The following is a 12,269-nucleotide window of genomic DNA, read 5'->3' as shown; positions in this document are numbered from 1 at the left end:
CCCGAGAGCGGCCTTGAGATAGCAATGACTGATTATTTCAGGCCCAACGCCTTGGCGACACCGGCACCGTAACTTGGGTGTACTTTGGTGAACAGTTCAACCTGACGGCGCTGGATCTGTTCTGGCACCTGCGACAGCTCATCGGCAATGCGCGTGAACATACGCTGATGCTCTTCAGCGCTCAGCAGATTGAACAGCGCCCGGGGCTGGCTGTAGTAGTCGTCATCTTCGCGATGGTTCCAGTGATCTGCCGCGCCTTCGATGCTCAACGGTGGCTCGCTGAAATCCGGTTGCTCTTGGAACAGGCCAAAGCTGTTTGGCTCATAGGTGACGCCGTTGCCACTGTTGCCGTCTACGCGCATCGCGCCGTCACGGTGATAGTTGTGGAACGGGCATTTGGCACCGTTAACCGGGATCTGGTGATGGTTGACTCCCAGGCGGTAGCGATGTGCATCGCCGTAGGAGAACAAACGGCCCTGCAACATTCTATCCGGTGAGAAACCGATGCCTGGCACCACGTTGGCCGGGTTCATCGCCACTTGTTCCACTTCGGAGAAGTAGTTGTCCGGGTTGCGGTTCAGTTCGAAGAAACCGACCTCGATCAGCGGATAATCGCTGTGCGGCCAGACTTTGGTCAGGTCAAACGGGTTATATGGGGTCTGTGAGGCTTCGTGCTCTGGCATGATCTGGACTTGCAGCGTCCAGCGCGGGAAATCGCCCTGCTTGATCGCGTCGTACAGATCGCGTTGCGAGCTTTCACGATCCTTGGCGATGATCGCTTCTGCTTCATCATCCATCAGGTTTTCGATGCCTTGTTCACAGCGGAAGTGGAATTTCACCCAGAACCGCTCGTTATTGGCATTGATAAAACTGAAAGTATGGCTACCGAAGCCGTGCATATGACGGTAAGACTTGGGCAAGCCGCGATCGCTGAAGTCGATGGTCAACTGGTGCAGGGCTTCCGGCAGGTGCGAGAAGAAATCCCATTTGTAGATCGGGTTGCGCAGGTTGGTGTGCGGATCGCGTTTTACCACGTGGTTGAGATCGGGGAATTTGAGCGGATCGCGCAGATAAAACACCGGTGTATCGTTGCCCACCAGATCCCAGTTGCCTTCTTCGGTGTAAAACTTCATCGCAAAACCACGGATATCACGTTCGGCATCGGCGGCACCGCGCTCACCGGCGACGGTAGAGAAGCGAACGAACAGCTCGGTTTTTTTGCCAATCTCTGAGAAGATTTTTGCGCGGGTGTATTGGCTAATATCGTGAGTTACCGTGAAGGTGCCGTATGCACCGGAACCCTTGGCATGCATGCGGCGTTCTGGGATCACTTCACGATCAAAGTGGGCCAGTTTTTCCAGCAGCCACACGTCCTGCATCAGCAGTGGGCCACGTTTCCCGGCGGTCATCGAATTATTATTATCAACAACGGGTGCACCAGCCGCAGTGGTTAATCCTTTCTTGCTCATCAATTGCTCCTTACTGTATTGCAGTTAAGTTGATTGCTCATACTCGGGGATATAATCGTACTTAATGAAAAGCCCTAGATTGTTGGCTTATATCAATGGCACTACTAGTTGTAGTCCTATTATCGGTCTGGGGCAAATAGGTACCGGTTATCGTTGCGATACGGGGATGGTTGATTTTCATTTATTTACAATTTATTGATAAATTAGAAGATTCTTGCTTTAAATTACCGCCGATAGCGTGATGATTCGGTTACACTCATCACCGCGCTATTTTCAGGGTAAAGCATCATCACTTCCTGATGATGAAGAATGAAAGGAAACAACGATGAAGAAAACTTTAGCGGCGTGTGCAGCCAGCGTACTGTTGGTGACTGGTTCGGCTAATGCCATCAGCATGAATGGTGAGGCAGGGCAACATTACACCAATTTGGGTATTGGTATGGGCACCTCAACTTCTGGCCTGGCGCTGAGCGGTAACTGGTTACGCAGCGATCATGACGGTAACGTCGGCAGCCTGGGATTGGGGTTTAGCCTGCCGGTTGGCCCGCTGATGGCAACCGTGGGCGGTAAGGCGCTCTACCTTAGCCCGAATGACGGCAAGAGCGGCGCGGCGCTCGCTTTGGGTGGCGGCCTGCAGTGGACCCTCAATCGCTATTTCAGCCTGTACGGTGAAGGCTATTTTGCCCCGGAATCGTTGACCAGCGGCGTTAAGGCGTATAACGAAGTCAATGGCGGCCTGCGCTGGAACATTTTCAGCCCTCTCAGCGTCAATGCAGGCTATCGTTATGCCAATATTGAAGGGAAAGACGGCCATCGTGACAACACGGTGGCCGATGGCCTGTATGTCGGTGCCGGTCTGAGCTTCTGATCATGATGGGGGCATTTTCGCCCCCACTCAGCCTTTATCCTACCGCTGGCACAAACCCACGCGGATAGAACAGCGCAAACGCCAACGGCGGCAGGAAAGTCATGGCACCGGTCTGCAAACGACCATGCACACTGTTCTGACGTTTGAACAAATCGGCCAGGAAATCAAACAGCCCGAGTGAAACCCCGAGGAATGAGGTCGCCAGTGCCAGATCGGCAAACAGATGTACGGCCAGTAGGGCTGTATAGCACATCAATACCCACAGCCCAACCAACAGGGCCAAAATGCTTTAGATAAGCACTATCGTTTAACGCACAGTGAAAAGTTGTTTACAGGCTTCTGCATACCCTTCATCTTGCAAATTGCGGGGTTGCCGATCGCAGCCGAATGGATGAGTCAAAAATGCGGGAGAGATCAATGTTAAGGGTGGAGATGCTCAGCACTGGTGATGAGGTGCTGCATGGGCAAATTATAGATACCAATGCGGCCTGGCTGGCGGATTATCTGTTCCAGCAAGGTTTACCGATGAGCGGACGCGAAACGGTAGGAGATAGTCTCTCCTCGTTGGTGGAAATATTGCAGGAACGCAGCCATATCGCCGATGTACTGATCGTCAACGGTGGCTTGGGGCCAACCAGCGACGATCTCAGCGCGCTGGCGGCGGCTAATGCCTGTGGCGTTGGTTTGGTTGAACATCCTGAATGGATTGCCCGCATGGAAGCGTTCTTCGCGGAGCGTGGCCGCCCGATGGCGGCGTCCAATCGTAAACAGGCACAGATCCCGGCCAATGCCGAAATGCTGGATAACCGTGTCGGTACCGCCTGTGGCTTCGCGCTGACGCTCAATAAGTGCCAGATGTTCTTCACGCCCGGCGTGCCTTCTGAATTTAAAGTGATGGTTGAAGAGCAGATTTTACCGCGTTTGCGTCAACATCTGACTCTGCCGGAACCCCCGCTATGCTTGCGCTTGACCACTTTTGGCACGTCGGAAAGCGATCTGGCTGCGGAGTTGGATGGTATGGCATTACCGCCAGGCGTGGTGCTGGGCTATCGCTCTTCCAGCCCGATTATTGAATTGAAGCTGACAGGCCCACGTACCCAGCAGGCTGCGATGGAACAAGCGTGGGAACAGGTGCGTGCAGTTGCGGGGGACAACAAGATTTTTGAAGGTACGGTAGGGTTACCCGCCGCACTGGCAGAGCGCTTACAACAGCAGGGGCTAAAGCTGGCCCTGAGCGAGCAATTTACCGCGGGTTTAATCAATCTACAATTGCAAAGCGAAGCGGCACCGCTGGCGGGGGGCGAACTGTTGCCCGCGCACTGCTCCGAGCCGCTGGAAACGGTGTTGGCGCGCGCGCAGTCTTTGGCTCAGCTCACTGGCTCACCATTGGCGCTGGCGGTTAGCGCACTGGAGGGCGATCGTGTCAGTGTTGCCTTACATACTCCGAAGGGCGGTGTTGGCCAAACCGTGAGTTATCGTGCAACACGCCATGGCCTGCGTTTGCGGCAAGAATCGGTGGCGATGCTGGCGTTAGATATGCTGCGTCGTTGGTTGAATGGTGAAAAAGTGTGTGGCAAAAATAGCTGGTTGGAAATTGTGGAAATTATCGAATAATTAATGCCTTCAGCACGGTGATATATCCCTTATTAATCATAATATTATAGGGGATATTCGGCGTGGGATTATGCTGTTACACTCTTTGGCGGGTGCTTGAGACTGTTCGTCTTGGGCATTGTGTGACAAGGCGGATAGATGAAAGCCCCAGACTGACTCTTAATCAGAATGGGGCTGCACATACCGCCTAGACACCGGTATGGTAGCCCCTTCACAGCAAGGAGGCAAGCCATGTATAAAAAACATGCGCTATATGCGTTAACGGTTGTATGTATAACGATTTTGGCATCTATTTGGATGATTAAAGACCGGTTTTGCGGGTTGGCAATCTACCAGAAGGATATCACTATCCTAATGTCGTTAACCTGTATGTGAAGTGGTAGTCATTGGGCGGGGGAAACCCCGCCTTCTGGTATCTTGGCGTGGGTTTCAGGCACCCTACTTTATATTTCCAACTCAATATCCATCAACGGCATGCAGCAGCAGGGCAGGATCTCACCTTCGTTGAGAAAGGCCAGCGGCTGTTGACGATAGGCCACTTTCCCCTTCAGCAGCTTCATCCGGCAGGCACCACAGTAGCCGGAGCGGCACTGATATTCCACCGCAACGTCGTGCAGTTCCAGCACCTCGAGCAGGCAATTTTCACCTTCGGGGCAGGAGAGCTGCGTACCGCTGGTACGCAGCGTTACGGTTGGTTCAGCCACTTATAGCTCGAAGTCGCTCAGGTCATCAGCGTTGACTTCCGAGTCAATCTGGCCCACCAGATAGGAGCTGACTTCCACTTCCTGTGGTGCCACTTGTACGTTATCTGAAACTAACCAGGCATTGATCCACGGAATGGGATTAGAACGGGTCTGGAATGGCGAGCCTAAACCCACTGCCTGCATACGGATATTGGTGATGTACTCCACGTACTGGCACAGAATATCTTTGTTCAGGCCAATCATGGAGCCGTCGCGGAACAGGTATTCGGCCCACTCTTTTTCTTGCTGCGCTGCCAGCACAAACAGATCGTAGCACTCTTGCTGGCATTCTACGGCGATCTCGGCCATTTCTGGGTCATCAGCACCGGAACGCATCAGATTCACGATGTGCTGGGTACCGGTCAGGTGCAGGGCTTCATCGCGGGCGATCAGCTTGATGATTTTGGCGTTGCCTTCCATCAATTCACGTTCGGCGAAAGCAAATGAGCAGGCGAAGCTGACGTAGAAGCGAATGGCTTCCAGCGCGTTAACGCTCATCACACACAGATACAGCAGCCTTTTGATGGCATGCAGGTTCACGGTAATGGTTTTGCCATTAACCTGATGCGTACCTACACCCAGCAAGTGGTAGTAGCTGGTCATCTCGATCAGATCGTCGTAATAGCCGGAAATGTCTTTCGCGCGCTTCTTGATCTCTTCGTTGGTCACGATATCGTCAAATACCAGCGCCGGATCGTTAACGATGTTGCGAATGATGTGGGTGTAAGAGCGCGAGTGGATGGTCTCAGAGAAGGACCAGGTTTCCACCCAGGTTTCCAGTTCCGGGATCGAAATCAGCGGCAAAAACGCCACGTTCGGGCTGCGGCCCTGAATGGAGTCCAGCAGCGTCTGGTATTTCAGGTTGCTGATGAAGATATGTTTTTCATGTTCCGGCAGCGCCTGATAGTCGATGCGATCGCGTGAAACGTCAACTTCTTCCGGACGCCAGAAAAAGGAGAGCTGTTTCTCGATCAACTTTTCAAAGATTTCGTGTTTCTGCTGGTCAAAACGCGCCACGTTGACTGACTGGCCGAAGAACATCGGCTCAAGCAACTGGTTGTTTTTGTTTTGAGAAAATGTGGTGTAAGCCATAAGCTTGAATCCATTAGTGCCGTGCTGAATTAAAGGGGCCAGAAGAATTCTGGCCCGCTGTGCAAATCTTAGATCTTACAGGCGCCGCTTTCACAGTCGTCATCACTGCCTTTGGCAGGCTGCATGTCTTCCTGAATATCATCTGCACCGTCGCGAGTGTTCTGATAATACAGTGTCTTCACGCCGAACTTGTAGGTGGTGAGCAGGTCTTTCAGCAACTGCTTCATCGGAACCTTGCCACCTGGAAAACGGGTTGGGTCATAGTTGGTGTTGGCAGAGATCGACTGATCGATAAACTTCTGCATCAGGCCAACCAGTTGCAGGTAACCGTCATTATTCGGCATTTCCCACAGCAGTTCGTAGTTGTCTTTCAGACGCTCATACTCTGGCACCACCTGACGCAGAATGCCGTCTTTCGATGCTTTGATGCTGACATGGCCGCGTGGTGGCTCAATGCCGTTGGTGGCGTTGGAAATCTGTGAAGAGGTTTCCGACGGCATCAGCGCAGACAGCGTTGAGTTGCGCAGGCCGGTTTCTTTAATCTCTTGACGCAGAGCTTCCCAGTCGTAATGCAGCGGTTCGCTACAGATAACATCCAGGTCTTTCTTATAAGTGTCGATCGGCAGGATGCCCTGCGAATAGGTGGTTTCATTGAACCACGGGCAAGCCCCTTGCTCCTGAGCCAGACGGTTCGACGCTTTCAACAGGTAATACTGGATCGCTTCAAAGGTCCGGTGAGTCAGGTTGTTGGCACTGCCATCGGAATAACGCACGCCGTTCTTCGCCAGATAGTAAGCGTAGTTGATCACGCCAATGCCTAGAGTGCGGCGGCCCATCGCGCCACGGTAAGCGGCTTTGATAGGGTAGTCCTGGTAATCCAGCAGCGCGTCGAGTGAACGCACGGCCAGAGTCGCCAACTCTTCTAAATCGTCCAGGCTATCGATAGCACCCAGGTTAAAGGCAGACAGCGTACACAGCGCGATTTCACCGCTTTCATCGTTGACATCATCCAGCGGCTTGGTCGGCAGGGCGATTTCCAGGCACAGATTGGACTGGCGCACCGGAGCGACCTGCGGATCAAACGGGCTGTGGGTGTTGCAGTGATCGACGTTCTGAATATAGATACGGCCGGTAGAAGCACGTTCCTGCATCATCAGTGAGAACAGCTCCACCGCTTTCACCCGCTTCTGGCGGATGCTGTCGTCTTTCTCGTAGCGGGTGTACAGGCGCTCAAATTCATCCTGATCGGCGAAGAAGGCGTCGTACAGCCCTGGAACATCAGATGGACTGAACAGGGTGATATCTTCATTTTTGATCAGGCGCTGATACATCAGGCGGTTGATCTGCACGCCATAGTCCATGTGGCGCACGCGGTTACCTTCAACGCCACGGTTGTTTTTCAGCACCAGCAGGCTTTCTACTTCCAAGTGCCACATCGGGTAGAACAATGTGGCGGCACCGCCACGCACGCCGCCCTGCGAGCAGGATTTCACGGCGGTCTGGAAGTGCTTGTAGAACGGAATACAACCGGTATGGAAGGCTTCACCGCCGCGGATCGGGCTACCCAGCGCACGGATGCGGCCAGCGTTGATCCCAATTCCCGCACGCTGCGAAACGTATTTCACAATGGCGCTGGAGGTAGCGTTGATGGAGTCCAGGCTATCACCGCACTCGATCAGCACACAGGAACTGAACTGACGAGTCGGGGTGCGTACGCCAGACATAATTGGCGTAGGCAGCGAAATTTTGAAGGTAGAAATCGCATCATAGAAACGTTTTACGTAATCCAGACGGGTAGTGCGCGGGTAGCCAGAGAACAAACATGCAGCGACCAGAATATACAGGAACTGCGCGCTCTCGTAGATCTCGCCGCTGACGCGGTTCTGCACCAGGTATTTGCCTTCTAACTGCTTGACCGCCGCGTAGGAGAAATTCATATCGCGCCAGTGATCGATAAAGGAGCCCATCTGCTCGAACTCTTCAGTCGTGTAGTCTTCCAGCAGATGCTTATCGTATTTGCCCATCTCTACCATGCGTACCACGTGAGCGTGCAGCTTCGGCGGTTCAAACTGGCCGTAGGCTTTTTTACGCAGGTGGAAAATGGCCAGGCGAGCGGCCAGATACTGGTAGTCCGGCGCATCGCGGGAGATCAGATCGGCGGCAGCTTTGATGATGGTTTCATGAATATCGGCGGTTTTGATGCCGTCATAAAACTGAATATGTGAACGCAACTCTACTTGAGACACCGAGACGTTGTGTAAACCCTCTGCGGCCCAGTCGATGACCCGGTGGATTTTGTCGAGGTTGATGCGCTCTTTACGGCCATCGCGTTTAGTTACAAGTAGACTTTGGTTCATTTTTACCTGTCCGTATGATTCCCCTAAGCAAGAAGTGTAGTCGCTCTGCTCAGTATGTAAACACTACATATAGGGGGTGGGTGTCGATGGAGTAACAAGATAGTGAGAAAGCAGGGCGTTTGCAAGTGAACAAAACCGACCTATTTTGTGGATAACTTGGGGGTGAAATCTTACAGCCCGTTCCAAGTGCGCACTGTGACTGGCACGACAAGCTTGTCAATAAGCGGGATAAGATTTTGCTAAAATCCAGAAAATTTGGATCGTTTGCCGTTTTATTAAACGTTAGAAAAAAACGGCATATTGATCTGATTTAATATTCTTAAAAACCCTTTACATCGTGTTTTTTGATCGAAAGCCAAAAAATTAGATGTCTATCTTAAACTTCAGCCTTATCGGAGCCAGCAAAGCCAGCCCCGGAGCGGTACGGCCAGGTTAACCTTCGTGCTGGGTATGAACCATATAGTTCACATCAACATTACGGCCCAGCTTGAAATGATCGGTAATGGGGTTGTAATGCAGGCCAATCATATGCTTTTCACGCAGTGGCGTGTCATCAACCCAGCCAATCAGCTCGGAAGGGCGGATGAACTTTTTATGATCATGCGTGCCTTGGGGCACCATCTTCAGGACGTATTCCGCTCCGATCACCGCCATCAGCCAGGCTTTGGTATTGCGGTTGATGGTGGAAAAGAACACATGGCCGCCGGGTTTCACCAAATGGGCGCAGGCACGAACCACCGATGCCGGATCGGGAACGTGCTCAAGCAGCTCCATGCAGGTGACGAGGTCATACTGCTGGGGGTGCGCCTGGGCATGACTTTCTACCGTTTCCTGCACATAAGTCACCTGCATACCGCTTTCCAGCGCATGCAGGCGCGCCACCTGCAGCGGCTCGGTTCCCATATCCAGACCGGTGACATTAGCGCCTTCACGCGCCATGCTTTCGGCCAGAATACCGCCGCCGCAGCCGACGTCGAGCACCTTCTTGTCAAAAATGCCGTTGGCGCGTTGCATGATATAATTCAGGCGCAGCGGATTGATCCGGTGTAGCGGTTTGAACTCACCTTCCAAATCCCACCAGCGCGAGGCTACTGCCTCAAACTTGGCGATCTCCTGGTGATCAACATTCTGCACGTGGCGGGATGATTCTGCATTCATGGGCGTTATTGGCTCCTGGTTTTCTATTGTGCGGATTATACATGTTCCGGCGCCGTTGCCCCAATAACGCTAAGTTGCCGGGTATATTTTCCCGTAAAGCGCGCTTTGTGATATAGTTTTACCCCTTTGGCACTATGCCAGGGCAGATGAATCATTCAGTATGAGGGATAGCAGCTCCATGAGCGACCTTGCCAGAGAAATCACACCGGTAAATATCGAAGAAGAGCTGAAAAGCTCGTATCTGGATTATGCGATGTCCGTTATTGTTGGGCGTGCGCTGCCAGATGTTCGTGATGGACTGAAGCCGGTACACCGCCGCGTTCTGTACGCGATGAATGTATTGGGTAACGACTGGAATAAACCCTACAAGAAATCGGCCCGTGTCGTCGGGGACGTCATCGGTAAATACCACCCACACGGTGACAGTGCGGTTTATGACACCATTGTCCGTATGGCCCAACCGTTTTCGCTGCGCTACATGTTGGTGGACGGCCAGGGTAACTTCGGTTCTGTCGATGGCGACTCCGCCGCGGCAATGCGTTACACCGAAGTGCGCATGTCGAAAATTGCTCACGAACTGCTGGCGGATCTGGAAAAAGAGACCGTCGATTTCGTGCCGAACTACGATGGCACCGAGCAGATCCCGGCGGTGATGCCGACCAAAATCCCCAACCTGCTGGTTAACGGTTCATCCGGTATCGCCGTGGGTATGGCGACTAACATTCCGCCGCATAACCTGTCTGAGGTTATCAGTGGCTGTCTGGCCTATATCGATGATGAAAACATCAGCATCGAAGGCCTGATGGAACACATTCCAGGCCCGGACTTCCCAACGGCGGCGATCATCAATGGCCGCCGTGGTATTGAAGAAGCCTACCGCACCGGCCGTGGCAAGGTGTATATCCGCGCCCGTGCTGAAGTGGAAGCCGACGCTAAAACCGGCCGCGAAACCATTATCGTGCATGAAATTCCGTATCAGGTGAACAAAGCGCGCCTGATCGAGAAGATCGCCGAACTGGTGAAAGAGAAACGCGTTGAAGGCATCAGCGCGCTGCGTGACGAGTCTGACAAAGACGGTATGCGCATCGTGATTGAAGTCAAACGTGACGCGGTCGGTGAAGTAGTGCTGAACAACCTGTATTCGCTGACTCAGCTACAGGTCACCTTTGGTATCAACATGGTGGCGCTGCATCAGGGCCAGCCGAAGTTGTTGAACCTGAAAGATATTCTGAAGGCGTTTGTTCGCCATCGCCGCGAAGTGGTGACCCGCCGTACCATTTTCGAACTGCGTAAAGCCCGCGATCGTGCGCACATCCTGGAAGCGTTGGCGATTGCGTTGGCCAACATCGATCCGATTATCGAACTGATCCGCCGTGCGCCGACCCCGGCCGAAGCGAAAGTTGCGCTGATTGCACAACCTTGGGATTTGGGCAACGTGGGTGCCATGCTGGAACGTGCCGGTGACGATGCCGCGCGCCCGGAATGGCTGGAGCCGGAGTTCGGCATCCGTGATGGCAAGTACTACCTGACCGAGCAGCAGGCTCAGGCGATTCTGGATCTGCGCTTGCAGAAACTGACCGGCCTGGAGCACGAGAAGCTGCTGGACGAATATAAAGAACTGCTGAACGTGATCGCTGAGCTGATCTTTATTCTGGAAAACCCGGATCGTCTGATGGAAGTGATCCGTGAAGAGCTGGAAGCGGTTCGCGATCAGTTCGGTGATAAGCGCCGTACCGAAATCACGGCCAACACCTCTGACATCAACATCGAAGACCTGATCAACCAGGAAGATGTGGTGGTGACGCTGTCGCATCAGGGTTATGTGAAATACCAGCCGTTGACCGACTACGAAGCTCAGCGTCGTGGCGGTAAAGGTAAATCTGCCGCCCGTATTAAAGAAGAAGACTTTATTGATCGCCTGCTGGTAGCCAACACCCACGATACGATCCTGTGCTTCTCCAGCCGTGGCCGTTTGTACTGGATGAAGGTGTATCAATTGCCTGAAGCCAGCCGTGGTGCGCGTGGCCGCCCAATCGTCAACCTGTTGCCGCTGGAAGCCAACGAACGTATTACCGCCATTCTGCCGGTGCGTGAGTACGAAGAAGGCCGCCATGTGTTTATGGCCACCGCCAGCGGTACCGTGAAGAAAACGGCCTTGGTTGAATTCAGCCGTCCGCGCAGTGCGGGTATCATCGCCGTTAACCTCAACGAGGGTGACGAACTGATTGGCGTGGATCTGACCGATGGCAGCAACGAAGTGATGCTGTTCTCCTCCAACGGTAAAGTAGTGCGCTTCCCTGAAGGGCAGGTTCGCTCGATGGGCCGTACTGCCACCGGTGTGCGTGGTATCAACCTCGGTGAAGGCAGCAGCGTGGTTTCGCTGATCATTCCTCGTGGCGAAGGCGATATCCTGACGGTAACCCAGAATGGTTACGGCAAGCGTACCGCAGTGACGGAATATCCTACCAAGTCGCGTGCGACCCAAGGGGTTATCTCGATCAAGGTGAGCGAGCGTAATGGTCGGGTGGTCGGCGCAGTACAGGTAGAAACCACCGATCAGATCATGATGATCACCGATGCCGGTACTTTGGTGCGTACCCGTGTGGCGGAAGTCAGCGTGGTTGGCCGTAATACCCAAGGTGTGACGTTGATCCGCACTGCTGAGGACGAGAACGTTGTTGGCCTGCAACGCGTCGCCGAACCGGTTGAGGACGAGGAGTTGGATAGCCTTGAGCCGGGTGTTGCGGAAGCGGAAGAAGAGAGTACGCCGCTCGATGATGGTGACGACGACATCGCGCCTGACGACGAAGACGCATAAGGTTTGCCATAGATAACGGTTGAACCTGTTATCAGAGCGGTAAAACCAAGGGCTTGGCAGCGATGCTAGGCCCTTTTTCAGTTATATGGTTTAATTGCCAATATGATCCAGCGGTGTTTCCCCGGAATCGTTATTTTTGTGACGAACACG

The 12,269-nt window shown here is 53.3% G+C and carries 9 protein-coding genes and 1 pseudogene; 4 read left to right on the top strand and 6 right to left on the bottom strand.

Annotated elements, in window-relative coordinates:
• Positions 1 to 32: 32 nt before the first annotated feature.
• On the bottom strand, positions 33 to 1,469 hold the full coding sequence (gene katA, locus ACX9GT_RS16425) for a catalase KatA (RefSeq protein ID WP_473187775.1): 1,437 nt from the start codon (positions 1,467 to 1,469) through the stop codon (positions 33 to 35).
• 325 nt (positions 1,470 to 1,794) lie between these two features.
• On the opposite strand from katA, the gene ACX9GT_RS16420 reads away from it, so the two are divergent.
• The gene (locus ACX9GT_RS16420) at positions 1,795 to 2,337 is read left to right on the top strand and encodes a YfaZ family outer membrane protein (protein ID WP_473187774.1); all 543 of its coding nucleotides are present in this window, start codon (positions 1,795 to 1,797) and stop codon (positions 2,335 to 2,337) included.
• A 37-nt stretch (positions 2,338 to 2,374) separates the two neighbouring features.
• Here the strand turns inward: ACX9GT_RS16420 and ACX9GT_RS16415 are convergent.
• Positions 2,375 to 2,572 (bottom strand): annotated as a pseudogene (locus tag ACX9GT_RS16415) (aromatic amino acid transport family protein); the annotation flags it as partial.
• Between the two features lie 182 nt (positions 2,573 to 2,754).
• Between ACX9GT_RS16415 and ACX9GT_RS16410 the strand changes: the two are divergent.
• Together ACX9GT_RS16410 and ACX9GT_RS16405 are read left to right on the top strand one after the other, a co-directional pair.
• On the top strand, positions 2,755 to 3,951 hold the full coding sequence (locus ACX9GT_RS16410; RefSeq protein WP_473187773.1) for a nicotinamide mononucleotide deamidase-related protein YfaY: 1,197 nt from the start codon (positions 2,755 to 2,757) through the stop codon (positions 3,949 to 3,951).
• A 168-nt stretch (positions 3,952 to 4,119) separates the two neighbouring features.
• Positions 4,120 to 4,326, top strand: a complete 207-nt coding sequence (locus tag ACX9GT_RS16405) for a Hok/Gef family protein (protein WP_337261742.1) — start codon at positions 4,120 to 4,122, stop codon at positions 4,324 to 4,326.
• Positions 4,327 to 4,394: 68 nt separating this feature from the next.
• Here ACX9GT_RS16405 and yfaE read toward each other — a convergent pair whose 3' ends face one another.
• The 4 genes from yfaE to ubiG form a co-directional block, all read right to left on the bottom strand.
• Entirely contained in the window at positions 4,395 to 4,655 is a 261-nt protein-coding gene (yfaE, locus tag ACX9GT_RS16400) for a class I ribonucleotide reductase maintenance protein YfaE (RefSeq protein ID WP_473187772.1), read from the bottom strand.
• Entirely contained in the window at positions 4,656 to 5,786 is a 1,131-nt protein-coding gene (gene nrdB, locus ACX9GT_RS16395) for a class Ia ribonucleoside-diphosphate reductase subunit beta (RefSeq protein WP_473187771.1), read from the bottom strand.
• A gap of 68 nt (positions 5,787 to 5,854) precedes the next feature.
• Positions 5,855 to 8,143 (bottom strand): class 1a ribonucleoside-diphosphate reductase subunit alpha, encoded by a 2,289-nt coding sequence (nrdA, locus tag ACX9GT_RS16390; protein WP_473187770.1) that lies wholly within the window; start codon positions 8,141 to 8,143, stop codon positions 5,855 to 5,857.
• Positions 8,144 to 8,575: 432 nt separating this feature from the next.
• Complete coding sequence (gene ubiG / locus ACX9GT_RS16385) at positions 8,576 to 9,301, bottom strand: bifunctional 2-polyprenyl-6-hydroxyphenol methylase/3-demethylubiquinol 3-O-methyltransferase UbiG (protein ID WP_473187769.1); 726 nt, start codon at positions 9,299 to 9,301, stop codon at positions 8,576 to 8,578.
• Positions 9,302 to 9,479: 178 nt separating this feature from the next.
• Here ubiG and gyrA point away from each other — a divergent pair, with 178 nt between their 5' ends.
• Positions 9,480 to 12,119: a DNA topoisomerase (ATP-hydrolyzing) subunit A gene (gene gyrA, locus ACX9GT_RS16380; protein ID WP_473187768.1), complete on the top strand. Its 2,640-nt coding sequence runs from the start codon at positions 9,480 to 9,482 to the stop codon at positions 12,117 to 12,119.
• The last annotated feature ends 150 nt before the right edge of the window (positions 12,120 to 12,269 follow it).

It is taken from the genome of Serratia sp. YWN4, assembly GCF_055790845.1.
This window is presented reverse-complemented; position numbering and strand designations above follow the sequence as displayed.

Excerpts from the sequence above, each read along its gene's own strand:
- ACX9GT_RS16420 (WP_473187774.1), top strand. The coding sequence starts at position 1,795 with ATGAAGAAAACTTTAGCGGCGTGTGCAGCCAGCGTACTGTTGGTGACT.
- ACX9GT_RS16410 (WP_473187773.1), top strand. The coding sequence starts at position 2,755 with ATGTTAAGGGTGGAGATGCTCAGCACTGGTGATGAGGTGCTGCATGGG.
- gyrA (WP_473187768.1), top strand. The coding sequence starts at position 9,480 with ATGAGCGACCTTGCCAGAGAAATCACACCGGTAAATATCGAAGAAGAG.
- nrdA (WP_473187770.1), bottom strand. The coding sequence starts at position 8,143 with ATGAACCAAAGTCTACTTGTAACTAAACGCGATGGCCGTAAAGAGCGC.
- ACX9GT_RS16405 (WP_337261742.1), top strand. The coding sequence starts at position 4,120 with ATGGGGCTGCACATACCGCCTAGACACCGGTATGGTAGCCCCTTCACA.
- nrdB (WP_473187771.1), bottom strand. The coding sequence starts at position 5,786 with ATGGCTTACACCACATTTTCTCAAAACAAAAACAACCAGTTGCTTGAG.
- katA (WP_473187775.1), bottom strand. The coding sequence starts at position 1,469 with ATGAGCAAGAAAGGATTAACCACTGCGGCTGGTGCACCCGTTGTTGAT.
- ubiG (WP_473187769.1), bottom strand. The coding sequence starts at position 9,301 with ATGAATGCAGAATCATCCCGCCACGTGCAGAATGTTGATCACCAGGAG.